This is a genomic window from Streptomyces sp. NPDC104761, from assembly GCF_055583445.1.
The window spans coordinates 103,717-121,975 of the sequence record NZ_JBVJNZ010000005.1; the positions used below are offsets into that span (position 1 = coordinate 103,717).

The following is an 18,259-nucleotide window of genomic DNA, read 5'->3' on the forward strand; positions in this document are numbered from 1 at the left end:
AGTCCTCGCCTCCGGCCGCTCGAACGCCTCCCGGTCCGGCCTCGGGGCAGATCTCAGGGTTCGGCCAGGGTCATCCCGACTGCCGCTGCGGCCACACGGCCGTCACCATTGACTCATGACTGATCACGAGCACGCCGCGACGGGTCCGGGACCCGGCCCCGGCCCGCGGCCCGCAGCGGGCACCGGGCCGTCGGATGCCGCGCCCGCCGCGACGGAGACGGCCGCGACGGGAGCCGCCGCGCACCGTACCGGCGCGGAAGCCGCCGACGCGGCCTCCCCCCGGTTCCGGCGCGACCGCCGGCACAAGATGATCGCGGGCGTGTGCGCGGGGCTCGGGCGCCACACCGACCTGGACCCGGTGATCTTCCGCATCACCCTGGCCGTGCTGGCCGCGACCGGCGGCATCGGTCTCCTCTTCTACGGCTTCGCCTGGCTCTTCGTGCCGTACGAGGACGACGACGAGAACGAGGTCCGCAAGCTGCTGACCGGCCGGGTCGACGGGCAGGCCCTGGCAGCCGTGCTGTTCGCCCTGGTCGGCTGCGGAGTGTTGCTGACGATGATCAGGAACGGCCAGGTGCTGGCGTTCGCCGTCGTCCTCTCCCTGCTGCTGGCCGGCGCCGGATACTGGTCGCGGCGGCGCGGCGCCCCCGACCCCGACCCGCTGTCCGCGCAGGCCGTCGCCGACGCCCCGCCGGAGGCCCAGGCACCGCCGATCCCCATCTCCTACCCCTCGTGGTGGCGGGACCCGATCGTCAAGGACGGCACGCATGTCGGGGGCACCGGCTACCTGTGGGGCCCGGCCGACGTTCCCGGCCCGCAGGTGCCTGGGCTCGACTTCCGGCTGAGCACCCCATGGGTCCACGGCCAGGACGTCCGGACCCGGCCGAGCCCGCCTCCCAAGCCGCGCGGACCGCGCTGGATCGGCGGCTGGATCTTCCTGTTCGCGCTGGTCGCGGGCGGCTTGGGCACGGGGCTGACGTGGGACACGCACCCCCTGGGCACCAGCCTCCAGGCCGGTCTGGCCTGCGCGCTGATCGTGTTCGGGCTGGGGACGGCACTCAGCTCGTTCCTGGGACGCACGGGGGCCGGCTCGCTGTTCCTGGCCCTGCTCACGGCGGCCCTGCTGGCGGCCGCGACGGCCCTGCCGTCGAACATCAGCACCCACTGGACACGGGCGTCCTGGACACCCGCCACCACGGCGGAGGTGTCACGGGCGTACGACCTCGGGACGGGCGTGGCCACGCTGGACCTGACGCACATACGCGTCGCCCAGGGGCGGACGGTGTCGACCTCCGCCGAGGTGGGCGCGGGCCAGTTGAAGATCGTCGTACCGGCGGACGTGACCGTGCGGATGAGCATCGACGTGGGGGTGGGCGACATCCGGTTGCCCGGTGAGGACAAGAAGGACGTGGACGTGGAGCCGGGCAGGCACAAGGACGTGACGCTGCCGCCGGCGAGCGGCGCGAAGAACGCGGGGACGCTCGACCTGGATCTCCAGGTCGGCGCGGGACAGGTGGAGGTGACCCGTGCTGCGGCATGAGTTCCAGCCCGGACGGCTGGTCGTCGGTGTCTTCCTGACGGCGGCGGGGGTCGCCTACGCCGGTGACGCGGGCGGCTGGTGGGACACCGAGTGGTTCGCGGTCATCCCCGTGACGGTGGCCGGCCTCTCCCTCGCAGGGGTGGCCGCGGCGCTGACCCGGGCGATACGCAGGCGCCGCGGGACACCGGAGAGCTAGGGGCCGGCGCCGGTCAGAGGCCGAGCGAAGCCCGTGCCGAGCGATGCCGGCGTCGGGCGCGGAGCATCGCGTCCAGGGAGAGGTAGGGGGCGCCGGCCAGCACCAGGGGCAGCCAGGCCATCAGGTAGGCGAGGTCGTTGCCGTAGTAGTACGGGGAGTTGGCCCAGCTGATGGTCAGCCAGAGGCTGAGCGAGATCAGTGCGCCGCCGAGCGCTGCCAGCCGGGCCAGCAGGCCGAAGAGCGTGCCGAGGCCGACGGCGAGCTCACCGATGGCGATCGCGGTCCCGAAGCCGACGGGGTTCTTCAGGGCCAGGTCGATCAGGGCCGGGATCGCGGCGGAGTCGCGGACCGAGCGCATGGTGTCGCCGATGGACCCGGAGCCGCCGGATTTCAGGAAGGCATTGTCGGTCAGTTTGTCCAGGCCGGCGTAGATGAAGGTGACGCCCAGGAAGATCCGCAGAGGAAGGAGGGCGTAACGGGTGGCGGTGTCCCGCAGGCCGCGGTCGCCGTCGAGATAGGGAGTGTGCGTGTCCGAACGAATGCTGTGAGTCATCGCCAGTAGCCGCCTCTCGCCGCAGTACCCGGGCCCCTCAACAGACCATACGTACGACAATGACGGCCCGCTCAATCCTCTCCCGGACGTTTTTCCGAATTTCGGCCGGAGCGACACACCCGTGAGGGTGGAGAAAGGCGGGCAGGAAGGGCCGGGGTGGTGGGCTCGGCCGGTTCCGCTCCGGCCTCGGCCGCCCGGTCGGCTCAGTCCGTCACCTCGACCACGCACCGGTTGGTCGCGACTCCGGCCGCCGTCACCACCTGGACCTCGACGGAGCCGGGCTCCACGTCGGCCGGGACGGGGACGGTGAGGACGTGGTCCGTGGGGTTGCTGAAGCCGCCGGCGACGGGGACCAGGGGGACGTGGACGTTGACGGCGCCGATGCGGACCACCATGCGGGAGAGGCGGTCGGCGGTCTGGGCACCGGGCGGGACGAAGCCGGTGCCGCGGATCTCGATGTCGTCGCCCGTGCGGATCGGGGCGTCCAGGTCACCGGCCTCACGGGCCCGGACGACGGAGAGGATCACCGGGCGGCCGCCCTCGGCGTACTTGCCGGCCAGGTAGGTCGCGGCGGAGATCAGGACCACCGTCGCGAGGCCCCAGGGCAGGTCGGGGAGCTGGTCGGGGCGGCGGGCCAGCCGTACGGCGGCGAAGAGCAGGGCGACGGCGCTGATGACGACGTACTGGATGTCGGCGAAGGTGCCGCGGCCGGAGTCGTCGGTGAGCAGGTCGGCGGCGCGGGGGCGGTGGGCGCGCACCTTCTGCAGGCGCTGGCCGGCGATGCGCAGGCCGACCACCCGGCGCACCAGGACGGCGATGCCGCAGACCACGGCGAGGACGGTGACCGCCCCGGCACCGCGGGCGAGGTCGAGGCCGGAGATGAGGGTGTCACGCTCGGCGGGCGAGGAGGCGGCGGCCAGGCGGCCGGCCAGGACGAGGACGGCGTAGGCGACGAAGAGGACCCAGGAGGCGGCGACGGTGCGGGAGGTGGACATGCGGTTGTCCTCGCCGATGACGGGAGCGAGCACCCCGCCGCGCGAGCGGTGGAACCAGGAGGCGGCGGTGAGGGCGAGGGCCACGAGCAGGGCGGCGAGCAGTCCGGCGGTGCGGGCGCTGGTCCAGCCCGCGCCGATGGCGGTGAGCGCCTGGGCGAGGAGCATGATCAAGACGGCGGCCCAGACGGTGCACGCGGTGCGCAGCCACAGGCGGGCGAGCCAGGCCTGGCCCTCGGCGCGGCCGCGTTCGGCGACCACCCCGGCGGACTGGGCGAGTTCCTCGGAGACCCACTGGCGGGAGGCGGAGGCCGAGTGGGCCACCGCCGCGGGCAGTCCCTGCCCGGCCGCGAACTCCTCCCGCTTGACGAGGAATTCGGCGACCGCCCGCCGGTGTCCCTCGCGTGCCCCGTGCGGGCAGTCCCCGCACGCGCAGCCGCCACCGTGGGCACCCGAACCGGCGCCCTGCCTCGCCTCCTGCACCGCCACGCCCGACGCCTGCCTTCCCCACGCCCGGGGCACGACGCGCAGGGCCCTCCCCGGGGCCGGACGGCGTCATGCAACTCCCTTGTGTCGAGAGCGAATTGTGCCCTACGCCACGCCGTTCGCGGTCAGTGGGCCGGTCATGACGAGTGAAGATACGGCCGACGTGTTGACCCGACTGCGAGAATTCCCCCATGGCCGAGATCATCCAGCGGGACGGGACCTGGGCCTTCGACGGCAGCACGGTCCGGATCACGCCGGGACGTCACCGGTCCGTGCCGCTGTTCCGGCAGACCTACGGGGAGATCGCCGTCCCCCTGGAGGCGGTGGCGGGGGTGGTGTACGAGCCGGAGCGCAGACGGGGACGCTTGAGGATGCGGCTGCGCGAGGGTGCGGACCCGTTGCTGCAGGCGACGGGCGGGCGGTTGCCGGCGGCGGCGGATCCGTATCGGCTGGCGGTGGACGGGGACCGGTCGGGGGTGGCCGAGTACGTCGTGGCGGAGATCCGGCGGTCGCTGCTGCTGGACCAGGTCCCTAAGGAGCCGGCGAGGAGCTATCTGCTGCCGGGGCCGCCGGTGCCGGTGTCGGTGCGGTCCTCGGACGGCACGGTGTCGTTCGACGGTACGCAGGTGCGCATCGACTGGGCCGACACCTCCGACCGGGTCAAGCGGGCCACCGGGCCCCGGATCATCGGCGTCGGCGATCTGGTGCGGGTGGAGTGGCTGCCCAACTCCGGTTACGAGGACGGCTTCCTGCGGTTCGTGAGCCGGGAGACGGTGTTCTCGAAGCTGCCGGCCGAGCGCGACCCGTACGCCCTGGACCTGTGGGGCAGTGTCCGCCGCGACCTGCTGACGGCGTTGGTGGCGGCGGCGGTCACGGCCCGGCTGCCGCATCCGTCGACCGGGCCGGGCACGGAGTACGCCGACCGGGACCGGCCCCCGGTGCCCGTGCCGCGCCGGCCGGCCGACCACCAGGACGTCCTGCTGCGCAGGCTCCGGGAGCTGGGCGAGCTGCACCGCGACGGAGTACTCACCGACGAGGAGTTCGCCCAGACGAAGGCGGCCGTACTGCGGAGCTTCTGAGCCGGCGGTCCCACAGCGCCCCGCAAGGGGCGCGGGGCCGTATCCGATATGCGGCTGCCGCCGCGCGGGCGCGACCAGCCAGGACGGCGCCGCAGACGAAAGACGGCCGGCGACAGGTCGCGGCCTTTCCGGCGGAGCGCCCGGCGGAGCGCCTAGCTGAGCAGGTCCGGTTCGCTGCGGCTGATGTCCTGCCACAGGGGCTGGTAGTTGATCCAGGCCACCAGGTCGCCGCCGAGCTGCTCCCTGGTGGCGACGGCGAGCTTGTGGTCGATGAGCAGGGGCCGGCCGGCCGCCTTGGCGGTCAGCTGGACCTGGGCGGACTTCTCCATCGACAGGAACCACCAGGCCGCCGCGTCCACCGAGTCGCCGACGGTCAGCAGCCCATGGTTGCGCAGCACCAGCGCCTTGCGGGAGCCGAGGGCGGCGGCGATCCGGCGGCCCTCCTCGGCGTCCACGGCGACGCCGGTGTAGGCGTCGTAGAGGGCGTGGTCCTCGTAGAAGGCGCAGCTCTCCTGGCTGATCGGGTCGAGCAGGTCGCCGAGGGCGGACAGGGCGCGGCCGTGCACGGAGTGGCAGTGGGCGACGGCGACGACGTCCGGGCGGGCCGCGTGGACCTGCGCGTGGACGGTGAAGGCGGCCTGGTTGACGTGGTAGCGGCCCTCGATCACCTGGCCGTCCTGGTTGGCCAGGACCAGGTCGCCGACGGTGACGTGCTTGAACGGCATGCCGAAGGGGTTGACCCAGAAGCAGTCCGAGTACTCGGGGTCGCGGGCCGTGATGTGCCCGGACACGCCGTCCTCCAGTCCGGCCCGGCCGAAGATCCGCAGCGCTCCGGCGAGCCGCTCCTTGCGATGCCGGCGCTCGTCGTCGAGCGAGTCGTACATCGGCGGCATCGCGAACTGGAGCTGGTCGGTCGGGAGCGGAAGGGGCGGGGTCGGCCCGTGCATAGGTCCTCCAGCACTGGGTTTGCGTTACGGCCGGAAGTTACCGCCGGTCAGCGCAGGAAAACAGAGCTGTTCTGTAAAGATGACGCGCGCGAACAGATCGCGACAGAAGATGTCGGGAATCGACAGCCGCGTGGTCCCTGCGCCACATGACGAAGAGGTGGCACGGCCGGAGCCGCACCACCTCTTCACCAGGGCTACTCCCACTCGATGGTGCCCGGCGGCTTGGAGGTGACGTCGAGGACGACCCGGTTGACGTCACGGACCTCGTTGGTGATCCGGGTGGAGATCTTCGCGAGGACCTCGTACGGCAGGCGGGACCAGTCGGCCGTCATGGCGTCCTCGGAGGAGACCGGGCGCAGCACGATCGGGTGGCCGTAGGTGCGGCCGTCGCCCTGGACGCCGACGCTGCGGACGTCCGCGAGCAGGACCACCGGGCACTGCCAGATGTCCCGGTCGAGGCCGGCCGCGGTCAGCTCCTCACGGGCGATCGCGTCCGCCTCGCGGAGCAGGTCCAGGCGCTCCCTGGTGACCTCGCCGACGATCCGGATGCCGAGACCCGGGCCCGGGAACGGCTGGCGCTGGACGATCTCCTCCGGCAGGCCGAGCTCCTGGCCGACCATGCGGACCTCGTCCTTGAAAAGCTTGCGCAGCGGCTCGACGAGCTTGAACTCCAGGTCCTCGGGGAGGCCGCCGACGTTGTGGTGCGACTTGATGTTCGCGGTGCCGGTGCCGCCGCCGGACTCCACGACGTCCGGGTAGAGGGTGCCCTGGACCAGGAACTCCACGGCCGGGCCGGCGTCGGCGATGATCTCGGCCTGAGCCTGCTCGAAGACCCGGATGAACTCGCGGCCGATGATCTTCCGCTTCTGCTCCGGGTCGGAGACGCCGGCGAGGGCGTCCAGGAAGCGGGCCTGAGCGTCGACGACCTTCAGCTGGACGCCGGTCGCGGCGACGAAGTCCTTCTCGACCTGCTCGGTCTCGCCCTTGCGCATCAGTCCGTGGTCGACGTACACGCAGGTCAGCTGGGAGCCGATGGCCTTCTGGACGAGGGCCGCGGCCACCGCCGAGTCGACGCCGCCGGACAGGCCGCAGATGGCGCGCTTGTCGCCGACGAGCTCGCGGATCGCGGCGACCTGCTCGTCGATCACGTTGCCGGTGGTCCAGGTGGGCTTGAGGCCCGCGCCGCGGTAGAGGAAGTGCTCCAGCACCTGCTGGCCGTGCGTGGAGTGCATGACCTCGGGGTGGTACTGGACGCCGTAGAGCTTCTTCTCGTCGTTCTCGAAGGCGGCGACCGGGACGACGTCCGTGGACGCGCTGACGGTGAAGCCCTCGGGGGCCGCGGAGCAGGCGTCGCCGTGCGACATCCACACGTGCTGCTCGGCGGGCGTGCCCTCGAACAGGGTGGAGGCCGTCTTGGAGACGTGCAGGTCGGTGCGGCCGTACTCGCGGGCGCCGGTGTTGTCGACAGTGCCGCCGAGGACCTGCGCCATCAGCTGGAAGCCGTAGCACATGCCGAAGACCGGGACGCCGGCCTCGAAGAGCTCGCGGTCCAGGCGGGGGGCGCCCTCCTCGTACACGGACGAGGGGCCGCCGGAGAGGATGATCGCCGCCGGGTTCCTGGCGAGCATCTCGGCGACCGGCATGGTGCTGGGCACGATCTCGCTGTAGACCCGGGCCTCGCGGACGCGGCGGGCGATGAGCTGGGCGTACTGCGCGCCGAAGTCGACGACCAGGACGGTGTCGGGAGCGGCGGCAGCGGGAGTCGCTGATGACACGGGGTGCCTTCCGGCGGTCGGGCGGGGGTCTGTGGTTACCGATTCTAACGGGGTGGGCGCGGGCACCTCGCCGTAGCGCTGTGGCATACTCGCCCCATGCTCACGCAGACGACCTTCCTCTTTACCTATGGCAACCGGCCCACCGGCTGCCATGGTCGTGCTGCTTGAGCAACTGACGAGCGACTTCCCCAGGCGCCCCGGGCCGACAAGGTCCGGGGCGCCTGCCGTTTTCTCCGGATCCGGTCGCTCCGGGGCACCGCATCGCACCCGTTCCGGCAAGGAAAGACGAGGAGCCCCCATGAACCCCATCACCCCCATGACCCCTGTGACCCCCACGACCCCCGTGAACGCGATCGACGCGACCGGTGCCCGTACCCACGAGGCCGCCGAGGTGATCACCGGTGCGCGGGAGCGCATCGACGCGCTCGACGACCGGATCATCGGCCTGATCCAGGAACGGATGGCCGTCTCCGCCGTCGTCCAGGAGGCGCGGATCACCTCCGGCGGCCGCCGGGTGAACCTCTCCCGGGAGATGGAGATCCTCGGCCACTACAGCTCGGCCCTCGGCAGGCCCGGCACCGCTCTGGCCATGACGCTCCTGGAACTGTGCCGGGGTCGCATCTGAGTCGGGCGGACCTGAGTTCGGGACCCTTCTCACCCGTACGGCGCGTGACCGGTCCGTGCACCGTTTCGTTGGTGGGGTGTCCGTGTCAGCCAGGGGCGGGCCCGAAAGAACCACGCGTGGCTTCGCTGGAGCGATGAGGCGTACGGAACGTGCCGTGCGCCGTGGGACCTCGTTCCAGTCAAGTGACCGGACGGCAGGGGACAGCAGCCCGGTCACCCAAGAGACGGCCGGCTCCGGGGACGCCCGGGGCCGACCGGCGGAAAATTGCAAAAATGCACAAGGGCTGGGTCAAACGGTTGCGGAGGCCGCGTACATCCAGCACGATGCGTAGAAGGCCCGCAAAGCCTTCGGAGTTCCCAAGTCCCAGTTCAGGCAACGGAATTGCCGTGTACCGACCGTCCGCCAATGGTCGAGACCTGCCGTACGCCCCGAGCGCGCCGGGGCGCCGACCCGGGGCACGAACGGCGGTACAGGGCACAGAGACCAGCGGCGCAACCCCCCGGCGCCGCTCCCAGGCACCGACGCTGCCCTGACGTCGGTGCTGACGAAAGAAGGGCCCCGCGGCTCCGTTCCGCGGGGCCCTTCGCCTGTCCGCGGACTAGGTCCGGCTCACGGTGCCGCAGGCCTCCTCCTTGCCGATGTCGCGGCTGCGGTCGTACGGGTCGACGGACGGGCCGGTCGGGGTGGCGCTGCCGGCCGGGGCCTGGGAGGGGAACTGCGGGTGCAGATAGCCGTCGTCGGTGCCGCAGGCCGTGTTGCCGGCGTCCTCGTCGTAGCGGAGGAGGGTGAGGCGGCCGGGGGTGACCCGGTACCGCGTGGGGTCGGAGAGTTCGGTGTCGATGACGCGGCGCACGATCGTGCGGGTGACCTCGGTGGAGCCGTCGGTGGCAGCGGCGGCGCGGACGACCGGGTAGACGAAGGTGTAGTCGGCGTGCACGGCCACGCCCTGGTACTTGCCCTTGGCGAAGGTGATCCGGCCGCGCACCTTGACGATCTTCCCGGCCGGCTTCACGTCCTTCGGGTCGAAGCGGCTGAAGAGGAACAGCGGATCGTGGGTCTTGCTGGGGCTGCGCAGCGAGGTCTTGAGGTCCTCGAGCACCCGGGGCTGCTTGGGGTCGAGCACCGACAGAGCCGCAGCAGGGGTGCCGCCGGCCATGACGTCGGGGTTCAGGTTGGCGTCGACCAGCAGCTTCCGGGTCTGCTGGAGGGCGAGTTCGACGCGGTCCTTCGGGATCGCGCCGATCGCCGTGGCCTTCGGCAGCACGATGCCGGCCGCGCCGTCGGCCCAGCGCAGCGCCGGGGAACCGGCGAACGGGTGGGCGAGCGTGGGGGTGTCGGGGGCGACCGCGGAGGGCGGGGCGGTCGGACTGGCGGTCTCGGCGGGCAGCTGCGTGGTGGCGGCGTCCGTGCCGGCGGACGAACCGAAGGGGTCGCCCGGAATCAGGGACGGCCGCATCGCCACGACGGCGACGGCGATCGCCAGCGGAACGCCGATGACCGCCCAGGTCCTGCGGCGCCGTGCGGCCCGCCCGTTCATCTCCTGCCAGGCCGGCCCGGTACGCCAGCCCTCGGGCTGCCCCTGCTGCCCCTTGAGCCGCTCGGTCACCTCACGGGCCCGGGCTGACGGCTCCTTGTGGGCGGACTTGCGGATGTCCCGTTCGGTGTCCTGGAGGAACTGCTCCCACACCTCGTCGGATATGGAGGAGGACGACGGCTCGTCCCCCGACGATTCTTCGGACCGTCTGTCAGACATGACACTCTCTCGCTCGGCCGTTCGACGGGGCGAGAATAGCCCTGGAAACTGCCGTGTCCATGTCCTCCAGCGGTCCGACAGGCGCGTGACCCACCTCACATAAGGATTCTGTGAATGTGGAGGCAACCATTCACACGATTCACCGGTCACATCTGCGGAACCAGCGGTGACATCCGTCCGCCGCAGCTGACGCACGGGGGTCCCCATGAAACTTCTGCAACTCCGCCGGATCATGGCAACGGCGGCGGCAGCTGCTGTCATCGCGCCGGTCGCCCTGCTGTCCGCGCCGGCCGCGTTCGCGGAAGAGTCGCCGTCGACGCCCGCGTCGGAGAGCGCGCCGGACGGGACCCCCGGCGACACGTCGTCCGCCTCCCCGTCGGACTCCGGCTCGGCCTCGCCGAGCGACACCGCCTCGGCGTCCGGGTCCGCGTCGCCCTCCGGCTCCCCCAGCGACAGCGCGAGCGCCTCGGCATCGGCGTCCTCCTCCGCCGGGCCGTCCCAGTCGGCGGAGCCCAGCGAGGACCCGACCGACCCGGACGTGCCCTACTGCGAGGACCTCGACCAGGACTTCGGCGACGCCAAGGTGTCCGCCGACATCAAGGGCCTGCCCGGCAAGATCGTCGCGGGCGACGGCTTCCACGGCTTCAAACTGGTCGTGACCAACGACTCCGGGGCGGACGTCGAGGGCGTCGCCTTCTACGCCGAGATCGAGAACTACGAACTCGACGCGTCCAAGTACCTCAGCCCGTACGTCGACCTGGAGTTCAAGAACCCCGACACCGGCTCCTGGGACCGGATCGGCGACGACGACTGGGCCGGCGACTACTTCTTCTACGTGCCGAAGCTGAAGGCGGGCGCGAGCAGGTCGGTCGACCTGCGCGTCTCCGTCGACGCCAAGGCACCCGCCGGTGACGCCTACTCCTTCGGCTCCGGCGCGTACCTCGACAAGGTCGAGGGCCAGGACTGCATCGCCGAGGGCTGGGCCCAGTACGACTTCACGGTCCTCAAGGCCGGCTCGTCCAACCCGGACCCGGGTACGGCCACGCCGGGCGACGACGGCGGCAAGGACTCCGTGAAGAAGCCCCAGGGCGACGTCTCCGACCTGCCGACCGGCAACCTCGCCGACACCGGCTCCAGTTCGGCGCTGCCGGTCATCGGCCTGGTCGGCGGAGTCGCCGTCGTGGTCGGCGCCGGCGCGGTGGTCCTGGTACGGCGGCGCAGGACCGGCGCGGACGCATAGGCAAGGTCGCGCGGACCGTCGTACGGCGGCGGCCGCGCACCGACCGAAGAGGGACCTGAGCTCGGAGGGGGGCACAGGTCCCTCTTCGGTGTCCGGCTGCTTCTTCCTCCGACTGCCTCTCCCCCCCGGCTACTTCTTCTGCGGTACGGCCGGGATGCCGAGGAACGGCAGCCGCAGCGCGCCGAAGGCCTCGGCCGGGACCGCCGGGTGGTGCGGCTCGACCGCGTGCAGGCGCTGGTACGGCTCGCCCTGCCGGGGCCGCGGGTCCGTCTCGCCCTTGTTGGGCCAGTAGGACATCGCCCGCTCGGCCTGCGCGGTGATGGTGAGGGACGGGTTCACGCCCAGGTTGGCGGAGACGGCGGCGCCGTCCACGACCGAGATGCCCGGGTGGCCGTAGAGCCGGTGGTACGGGTCGATGACCCCGGTCTCGCGCGAGTCTCCGATGGGGCAGCCCCCGAGGAAGTGGGCGGTGAGCGGGGTGCCCATCAGCTCGCCGACGTTGCTGCCGGCGAAGCCGTTGATCTCCTCGGCGAGCACGGTGGCCGCCTCCGACGCGGCCCTGATCTGCTTGGGGTTGGGGGCGCCGTGGCCCTGCCGGGCGGTGAGCAGTCCCTTGCCCACGCCGTCCGGTTTCAGGTACGTCGTCAGGGAGTTGTCCAGCGACTGCATGACCAGGCCGATGATGGTCCGCTCCGACCAGCGCCGGTTGGAGAGCGAGCGCAGCACGAGGAGGGGGTGGCGGGCCGCGTTCGCCAGCCAGCCGAGGACGCGGGAGGACCCCTCCGCGTACGGCACCTGGAGGATCGACAGGCCGCCCATCGCGTTGGAGCCCTTGCCGTAGCGGACCGGCTCGATGTGCGTGTTCTCGTCCGGGTGGATGGACGAGGTGATCGCGACGCCCTTGGTGAAGTCCGCCTTCGGGGTGCCGTGTGCCTTGCGGTAGCGCCGGTCGTCGGTCTGGGCGCCGACCAGGGCCTCGGAGTTGGTGCGGGTGAGGTCGCCGAGGCGGTCGGAGAGGTACGGCAGCTGCCCGCCGGCCTTCATGCGGTGCAGCAGGGTCTGGGTGCCGTAGGTACCGGCGGCTATGACGACCCGGCGGGCCTTGAAGGTCCGGCCCTGCGCCTTCCGGTCGTCGGTGGGGAGGGTGGCGATCGCGTAGCCGCCCTGGGAGTCGTCGGTGACCGAGACGACGGTGGTCATGGGGTGGACGACCGCGCCGGCCCGCTCGGCGAGGTGGAGGTAGTTCTCGTTGAGGGTGTTCTTCGCGCCGTGCCGGCAGCCGGTCATGCACTCGCCGCACTCGGTGCAGGCGTTGCGGGCGGGGCCCGCGCCGCCGAAGTAGGGGTCGGCGACCTGGTCGCCGGGCGCCGCCTTCGCCTCGCCGTCGGCGTCCTTGCCGTCGCCGAAGAAGACGCCGACCGGGGCGAGGTGGAAGGTGTCGCCGACGCCCATCTTCTGCGCCGCCGCCTTCAGGTGCACGTCGGACGGGGTCATCGTCGGGTTGAGCCGTACGCCGAGCATGCGCTGGGCCTGGTCGTAGTACGGCTTCAGCTCCTCCTGCCAGTCCGTGATGTCCCGCCACTGCGGGTCCTCGAAGAAGGCCTTCGGCGGGACGTAGAGGGTGTTGGCGTAGTTCAGCGAGCCGCCGCCGACGCCCGCCCCGGCCAGGACCATGACGTTGCCGAGGAGGTGGATGCGCTGGATGCCGTAGCAGCCGAGCTGCGGGGCCCAGAGGTAGTTCTTGATGTCCCAGGAGTTCTTGGGGAGGGTGTCGCGGGTGAAGCGGCGGCCGGCTTCCAGTACGCCGACCTTGTAACCCTTTTCCGTGAGGCGCAGGGCGGTTACGGAGCCGCCGAATCCTGAGCCGACGACCAGGACGTCGTAGTCATAGGTGTCCTGAGACAACGTGCCATCTCCCCTTTGAGTGTGCACTGCGGGTGGTCGGTGGCTGGTCGCGCAGTTCCCCGCGCCCCTCGAGGAACAGGCCGGTTACCTGAGCCTCAGTGCCTTCATCACCCGGAGACTGGTGCTCATGAACTGGGCGTACTTCTCGTCGTCCATCCCCAGCGAGGGCGCCATCGGCAGCAGTCGCTGCTGCGCGACCGTCTGCGCCTCCGTGTACTTGAGGATGCCCTCCGAGCCGTGCCGGCGGCCCAGGCCCGAGTCCTTCATGCCGCCCATCGGGGACTGGACGCTGCCGTAGGCGGGGGCGTAGCCCTCGTTGACGTTCACGGTGCCGGTGCGCAGGCGGGCGGCGACCGCACGGCCCCGGCTGCCGTTCTTCGTCCAGACGGACGAATTGAGGCCGTACGGCGTGCCGTTGGCGTGCTCGACGGCCTCGTCCTCCGTCGTGAAGCGGTAGATGGAGACGACCGGGCCGAAGGTCTCCTCCGTGCAGACGGCCATCGCGTCCTCGACGCCCTCGAGGATGGTCGGCTCGTAGAAGTAGGGGCCGATGTCCGGGCGGGCGGTGCCGCCGGCGACGACGGTCGCGCCCTTCTCGACGGCCTCCTCGACGTGCCGCTTGACGGTCTCCAACTGCCGTTCCCCGACCAGGGACCCCATGTCGGCGCCGTAGGCGAGGGACCGGCCGAGCCGCATGGCCTTCGTACGGGCGGCGAAGCGCTCCACGAAAACGTCGGCGATCGACTCGTGGACGTACAGCCGCTCGATGGAGATGCAGAGCTGGCCGGCCGAGGAGAAGCAGGCGCGGACCGCGCCGGCGGCCGCCTTCTCGATGTCGGCGTCGTCGAGGACGAGCATGGCGTTCTTGCCGCCGAGTTCGAGGGAGACGCCGACCAGGCGGGCGGCCGCGCCCTGGGCGACCTCGCGGCCGGTACGGGTGGAGCCGGTGAAGGAGACGTAGTCGGCGTGCCGGACGACCTCGGGGCCGACGACCGGGCCCTCGCCGAGGACGACCTGGAAGACGTCCGCGGGCAGCCCCGCCTCGACGAGGAGGTCGCGGGCCCACAGGGCGGTCAGGCAGGTCTCGGTGTCCGGCTTCATGACGACCGCGTTGCCCGCGGCGAAGGCGGGGAGCGCGTCGCCGACGGAGAGTTCGAGGGGGTAGTTCCAGGGGGCGATCTGGCCGACCACGCCCCGCGGGTGCCGGAGCTCGGTCACCTTGGTGAGGGTGGGCATGGCGCCCGCGTGCCGCTTGGGGCGGAGGTAGGCGGGAGCCTTACGACCGTAGTGCCGCGCGGCGACGGCGACGGCCTGGACCTCTTCGTGGGCGTGCAGGCGGGCCTTGCCGGTCTCCAGCTGGATGAGGTCGAGGACCTCGGCCTGGCGGGCGAGGACCAGGTCGTGGAAGCGGAGCAGCACGGCGGCGCGCTGCCGTACCGGCACCTTCGCCCACACGGCCTGCGCGGCACGGGCCGCCTCGAAGGCCTTGGCCACGTCCTCGGGGGTGGACTCGGGCAGGTCGGCCAGCTTCTCGCCGGTGAAGGGCGTGTGGTTGGCCGTACGTCCGGAACCGACGACACCCTTGGTGAGCTGGGCGACCAGCTCGGGCGTGACCACGTCGGCGGCGGTTCGGGCCCCTGCGGGCGCGGGGGCGAGCGGGTTCGTGCCGGTGGGGGCCGGTGCGTGGGCCGGGGCCTGCGAGTCCGTCATGAGCCGCAGGGTATTCGGGCGCGCGGCCTTTGGGTACCCGTGGGTAACCCGGTTTCACGGAGTGCACACACCGCGCCAGTGATCACTGGCAGAGAATGCGCTGATCAGCCGCCTCGGATGCCCTCGGGTGCGGACGATCAGCCACGCTCCGGTTTTTTGGCGAGGAGGAGGCCGAGGGCGGTGAGGGGGGTGAGGCGGCGGGGTTCGGGGGCCGCCGGGGTTGGTGGGACGGGTGGGTGGACCGGGGCAGGTGCAGGGGGCTCGGTGACCCACGCCGGAAGGTTGACCCCGGCAACCTCGGCGAGCACCTCCGCGGCGCCGGTGGCCGTCGGCCGAGCCTCGGGCTCGGCGGCGAGGAGCTTGTCGAGCAGCGGTCCGAGGGGCCCCTGCGCACTCCCCACGACCGCCCGGAGCAACGCGCCCAGCGACCACAGGTCGGAGGCGGGCCCGGCGACGCCCCGCCCCGCACCGCACTCGGGGGCGTCGAAGGGGCCGCACCCCTGTCCCCCGCCGATACCGAAATCGGTGACGACGACACGGTCTCCGCCCGCTTCGAGCAGGACGTTGGACGGCTTGAGGTCGCGGTGGACGATGCCGACGCAGTGCGCGGCGTGCAGCGCCCCGAGGACGGCGAGCCCGATCCGGGCGGCCTCGGCGGCCGCCAGCGTCCCCCGGGCGGCGAGGACGGAGTGCAGCGACTCCCCCTCCACCAACTCCATCACCACCCAGGGAAGTTCGTCATCGAGGAGTACGTCGTGGATGGCGACGGCGGCGGGATGGTCGACGCGGGCGGCGGCCCGCGCCTCGTGCAGCAGCCGGTGCGCGGCGCGCCGCCGTTCCTCGTCGTCCGGTTCCCCGGCCAGGCGCGGCTCCTTGACGGCGACGTCCCGCCCGTCATGCTCGTCCCGGGCCCGCCACACGGTCCCGGCCGGCCCCGAGCCGATGCGCCGGGCGAGCCGGTAACGCCCACCGATCAGCCGTCCCTCGACCGGCAGTTCGCCGTCTTCGCTCATGGCACATGAGTACCTTGCACACCGTGCCGTTGTCGAAGCGACGCGGTCAGGGGGCCGTCGGCTGAGGGCAGACGCGAAGGTGCCTGACCGGAAGATTCCGGCCAGGCGCCCTGGATCGTACGTTCACTCACCTGGTACTCCAGCAGGATTTCGCTGTCTGACCTGGTCTTTCGCCGGGTGGCGGGAATGCAGCGTGACTTCGAACGTGCGGGGGCGGTCTCACGGAGACCGCCCCTCGATCGTGCGACAACGCTGCAGGTAGTGACAGCGGCGGGCGATTGCCTGCCGTTGGCGGCGCCAGGCTTTCCTCACCCTGCGGCGATACGACCCAAAAGTCCGCACAGCAACCTGAGCCTCTACCAAGTCCTCGACACGTTAACGGACCTGCTGCGGTGCTGGGACGGCACCTGCACCACCTGCGGCCGCCCCCTCACCAGAGCGAGAACTTAACGAAGCACTACTAGGTCGTTTCTTGTGGATCACCCGTGCAACCGGAACGATTTCAGCCATGACCGCTACGGATCGGCCCCTCGGTTGCCCCTGGGAGGGGCCCTGTCACCTGCCCCTGTTGCTTCCAGCAGACCCTGGAGGAGCGGGCCAACTTCGAGATCTGTCCAGAGTGCGGCTGGGAGGACGATGCGGACGCACACATTGTCCGAGGTGGGCCCAACGGCTCGCTGAGCTTGACGCAGGCCCGGCTGGACCACCTTGAAGAGGTTGCCGAGACGGGCGATGAGTCCGTGACGCGCGGCGGTGAGGGTCTATGGCTGTCGGAAGCACGACGCCAGGTCCCACCGGCAGATGATCGGCGCGATCGCTTCACGTTGCAGACCGGAACGCCGTGGGTGCATCTGCCGGAGAGGTACGGCAACTGGCGAGGCATCTACAACCGACTGCGGATGTGGGGCTACGACGGCACCTGGGAACAGGTGTTCACCGCACTGATGGCCCAGGCTGACGCTGACGAGGACCAGGCCTGGGCCGTATCGGTGGACTCCATAATCGTGCGCGCTCACCAGCACGTGGCCGGGGCCCGCCAAAGGGGGCCTCGGCCGGCAAACCCGCCGACCATGACATCGGCCGGTCCCGTGGCGGACTGACCATGAAGATCCACCTCGCTGCCGGTGCCCGCTGCCGACCTCTGGCGTTCGTTCTTACCGAGGACAGGCCGGCGACGCGCCCGACTTCACGGACGTCATGACTCGCCTGCGCGTTCCCCGACGGCGTGGTCGTCCGCGCACCAGGCCGGACGTGGTCCTGGCGGACAAGGCCTACTCATCCCGCGCGATCCGCGACCACCTGCGCAAGCGCGGTATCCGCGCGGTCATCCCCGTCCCGGCGGACCAGCGAAGCCACCGGCCAAGGCGCGACAGCCGGGGCGGTAGACCGCCGGCCGTCGATCGCGAGGCATACACGCAGCGCAACACCGCCGAGCGGTGCATCAACCGTTTGAAGCAGTGGCGCGGTATCGCGACCCGCTACGAGAAGACCGCAACCATCTACCTGGCCGGGCTCCACATCGCTGGCATTTTCCTCTGGTCCTCCCGGTGATCCAAACGAAAGTCCCAAGTCGACGTCGAAGACCTGCCCCAGCAGAACCCGCGGATCCAGCAGGGGCACCAGGCAGGTTCTGTGGACGAACAGCTCCTGCTGAGCCTCCGTGAGGCGGTTTGAGACGGTGAGCCGAAGCAACTCGGGGTCGGTTTCGGCGACATCTCCGAAACACAGAGCACAGGAATACACGGTCGCGCTCACGATGCCACTCCCTTCATGTCACCCGAGTCCGGACCATCGCCCCTTTTCGATCTGCCCCAAAAGGGCCAGGCCCTCCGGAGTCATCCGGAGGGCCTTCTGCGCCTTGTCGGCCACTGCGTCTACCACAGCCAGCCGTTCAGCCTTTCAGGATTCCGCCCAGTCGACGGAGACAAAACGGAACCCTTCGACTCCGGCGCCCTCAAGCGCGCTTTTGACGAGATCACCCACGAACACCATGGTGATACCACCGGGCACCCGGAACACTCGCGACGCGACCTCATCGGCCGCATACGCCCGAAATGCCGGAAAGCGCAGCGCCTCGTAGGTCTCGTACTTGTCGATGACGGATGCGTCCCGATCCACGACGTCGAGCACGTTCGGCGCCTGCACCAGAAAAACGGGCTCTCCGTCCAGCACGCCGTCGGCGATCTTGTGAATGTCGGAACCGGCACACCGGACCAGCACGTCGTAGGCCCGCTCACTGCAGACCCAGTCCCTCATCTGGGGATACCAGAACACATCGGGCTTGCGCTTCGCGCTCCCCGGCTCCCACTCGAACTGGAAGACTGCACCGACAGGCGGATACGGCGTATCCCAATCGTGCTCGACGACACTGAACGGGAACCGGGAGTCGTCCGCGTCGACACATCCATACTCGTCCATGTCGAGTTCTGCCAGATAGGCCACTAC

Annotated in this window: 14 protein-coding genes and 2 pseudogenes; 7 read left to right on the forward strand and 9 right to left on the reverse strand. The window is 71.0% G+C overall.

Going from position 1 to position 18,259, the window contains the following annotated elements:
• Nucleotides 1-115: 115 nt before the first annotated feature.
• Both ACZ63F_RS15925 and ACZ63F_RS15930 read left to right on the forward strand, forming a co-directional pair.
• Entirely contained in the window at nucleotides 116-1,540 is a 1,425-nt protein-coding gene (locus ACZ63F_RS15925; RefSeq protein ID WP_469711581.1) for a PspC domain-containing protein, read from the forward strand.
• Nucleotides 1,527-1,736 carry a hypothetical protein gene (locus ACZ63F_RS15930; RefSeq protein ID WP_469711583.1) on the forward strand — a complete coding sequence of 70 codons (210 nt, stop codon included), beginning with the start codon at nucleotides 1,527-1,529 and terminating at the stop codon, nucleotides 1,734-1,736. Before ACZ63F_RS15925 ends, ACZ63F_RS15930 begins: the two co-directional genes overlap by 14 nt.
• A gap of 13 nt (nucleotides 1,737-1,749) precedes the next feature.
• Here ACZ63F_RS15930 and ACZ63F_RS15935 read toward each other — a convergent pair whose 3' ends face one another.
• Together ACZ63F_RS15935 and ACZ63F_RS15940 are read right to left on the reverse strand one after the other, a co-directional pair.
• On the reverse strand, nucleotides 1,750-2,289 hold the full coding sequence (locus ACZ63F_RS15935) for a DoxX family protein (RefSeq protein ID WP_351957664.1): 540 nt from the start codon (nucleotides 2,287-2,289) through the stop codon (nucleotides 1,750-1,752).
• 203 nt (nucleotides 2,290-2,492) lie between these two features.
• On the reverse strand, nucleotides 2,493-3,770 hold the full coding sequence (locus ACZ63F_RS15940; protein ID WP_469711586.1) for a hypothetical protein: 1,278 nt from the start codon (nucleotides 3,768-3,770) through the stop codon (nucleotides 2,493-2,495).
• Nucleotides 3,771-3,958: 188 nt separating this feature from the next.
• Here ACZ63F_RS15940 and ACZ63F_RS15945 point away from each other — a divergent pair, with 188 nt between their 5' ends.
• Nucleotides 3,959-4,846, forward strand: a complete 888-nt coding sequence (locus tag ACZ63F_RS15945; RefSeq protein WP_469711588.1) for a DUF4429 domain-containing protein — start codon at nucleotides 3,959-3,961, stop codon at nucleotides 4,844-4,846.
• A 152-nt stretch (nucleotides 4,847-4,998) separates the two neighbouring features.
• On the opposite strand, the gene ACZ63F_RS15950 is transcribed toward ACZ63F_RS15945, so the two are convergent.
• Together ACZ63F_RS15950 and guaA are read right to left on the reverse strand one after the other, a co-directional pair.
• The gene (locus tag ACZ63F_RS15950; protein WP_352361730.1) at nucleotides 4,999-5,793 is read right to left on the reverse strand and encodes a class II aldolase/adducin family protein; all 795 of its coding nucleotides are present in this window, start codon (nucleotides 5,791-5,793) and stop codon (nucleotides 4,999-5,001) included.
• Between the two features lie 194 nt (nucleotides 5,794-5,987).
• The gene (gene guaA, locus ACZ63F_RS15955; RefSeq protein WP_457701067.1) at nucleotides 5,988-7,568 is read right to left on the reverse strand and encodes a glutamine-hydrolyzing GMP synthase; all 1,581 of its coding nucleotides are present in this window, start codon (nucleotides 7,566-7,568) and stop codon (nucleotides 5,988-5,990) included.
• A gap of 298 nt (nucleotides 7,569-7,866) precedes the next feature.
• Here guaA and ACZ63F_RS15960 point away from each other — a divergent pair, with 298 nt between their 5' ends.
• Entirely contained in the window at nucleotides 7,867-8,193 is a 327-nt protein-coding gene (locus ACZ63F_RS15960; RefSeq protein ID WP_469711591.1) for a chorismate mutase, read from the forward strand.
• Between the two features lie 598 nt (nucleotides 8,194-8,791).
• Here ACZ63F_RS15960 and ACZ63F_RS15965 read toward each other — a convergent pair.
• A complete protein-coding gene (locus ACZ63F_RS15965) occupies nucleotides 8,792-9,946 on the reverse strand; it encodes a hypothetical protein (protein ID WP_469711593.1) in 1,155 nt (384 codons plus the stop codon).
• 205 nt (nucleotides 9,947-10,151) lie between these two features.
• On the opposite strand from ACZ63F_RS15965, the gene ACZ63F_RS15970 reads away from it, so the two are divergent.
• Entirely contained in the window at nucleotides 10,152-11,186 is a 1,035-nt protein-coding gene (locus ACZ63F_RS15970) for an LAETG motif-containing sortase-dependent surface protein (RefSeq protein ID WP_469711594.1), read from the forward strand.
• Nucleotides 11,187-11,315: 129 nt separating this feature from the next.
• On the opposite strand, the gene ACZ63F_RS15975 is transcribed toward ACZ63F_RS15970, so the two are convergent.
• The 3 genes from ACZ63F_RS15975 to ACZ63F_RS15985 all read right to left on the reverse strand — a co-directional run bounded on the left by ACZ63F_RS15975 (nucleotide 11,316) and on the right by ACZ63F_RS15985 (nucleotide 15,814).
• The gene (locus tag ACZ63F_RS15975) at nucleotides 11,316-13,091 is read right to left on the reverse strand and encodes a GMC family oxidoreductase N-terminal domain-containing protein (protein ID WP_469711596.1); all 1,776 of its coding nucleotides are present in this window, start codon (nucleotides 13,089-13,091) and stop codon (nucleotides 11,316-11,318) included.
• 84 nt (nucleotides 13,092-13,175) lie between these two features.
• The gene (locus tag ACZ63F_RS15980; protein ID WP_469711598.1) at nucleotides 13,176-14,801 is read right to left on the reverse strand and encodes a succinic semialdehyde dehydrogenase; all 1,626 of its coding nucleotides are present in this window, start codon (nucleotides 14,799-14,801) and stop codon (nucleotides 13,176-13,178) included.
• A gap of 137 nt (nucleotides 14,802-14,938) precedes the next feature.
• Entirely contained in the window at nucleotides 14,939-15,814 is an 876-nt protein-coding gene (locus ACZ63F_RS15985; RefSeq protein ID WP_469711600.1) for a serine/threonine-protein kinase, read from the reverse strand.
• Nucleotides 15,815-16,335: 521 nt separating this feature from the next.
• On the opposite strand from ACZ63F_RS15985, the pseudogene ACZ63F_RS15990 reads away from it, so the two are divergent.
• A pseudogene (locus ACZ63F_RS15990) lies at nucleotides 16,336-16,506 on the forward strand (CPCC family cysteine-rich protein); the annotation flags it as partial.
• 100 nt (nucleotides 16,507-16,606) lie between these two features.
• Nucleotides 16,607-17,365 (forward strand): annotated as a pseudogene (locus tag ACZ63F_RS15995) (IS5 family transposase); the annotation flags it as partial.
• A gap of 348 nt (nucleotides 17,366-17,713) precedes the next feature.
• Here the strand turns inward: ACZ63F_RS15995 and ACZ63F_RS16000 are convergent.
• Complete coding sequence (locus ACZ63F_RS16000) at nucleotides 17,714-18,256, reverse strand: imm11 family protein (RefSeq protein ID WP_469711602.1); 543 nt, start codon at nucleotides 18,254-18,256, stop codon at nucleotides 17,714-17,716.
• Between the last annotated feature and the right edge of the window lie 3 nt (nucleotides 18,257-18,259).

What these genes read in the sequence shown, in the direction of transcription:
- ACZ63F_RS15925 (WP_469711581.1), top strand. Translation starts at nt 116, where the DNA reads ATGACTGATCACGAGCACGCCGCGACGGGTCCGGGACCCGGCCCCGGC.
- ACZ63F_RS15935 (WP_351957664.1), bottom strand. Translation starts at nt 2,289, where the DNA reads ATGACTCACAGCATTCGTTCGGACACGCACACTCCCTATCTCGACGGC.
- ACZ63F_RS15945 (WP_469711588.1), top strand. Translation starts at nt 3,959, where the DNA reads ATGGCCGAGATCATCCAGCGGGACGGGACCTGGGCCTTCGACGGCAGC.
- ACZ63F_RS15950 (WP_352361730.1), bottom strand. Translation starts at nt 5,793, where the DNA reads ATGCACGGGCCGACCCCGCCCCTTCCGCTCCCGACCGACCAGCTCCAG.
- ACZ63F_RS15960 (WP_469711591.1), top strand. Translation starts at nt 7,867, where the DNA reads ATGAACCCCATCACCCCCATGACCCCTGTGACCCCCACGACCCCCGTG.
- ACZ63F_RS15965 (WP_469711593.1), bottom strand. Translation starts at nt 9,946, where the DNA reads ATGTCTGACAGACGGTCCGAAGAATCGTCGGGGGACGAGCCGTCGTCC.
- ACZ63F_RS15970 (WP_469711594.1), top strand. Translation starts at nt 10,152, where the DNA reads ATGAAACTTCTGCAACTCCGCCGGATCATGGCAACGGCGGCGGCAGCT.
- ACZ63F_RS15980 (WP_469711598.1), bottom strand. Translation starts at nt 14,801, where the DNA reads ATGACGGACTCGCAGGCCCCGGCCCACGCACCGGCCCCCACCGGCACG.
- ACZ63F_RS15985 (WP_469711600.1), bottom strand. Translation starts at nt 15,814, where the DNA reads ATGAGCGAAGACGGCGAACTGCCGGTCGAGGGACGGCTGATCGGTGGG.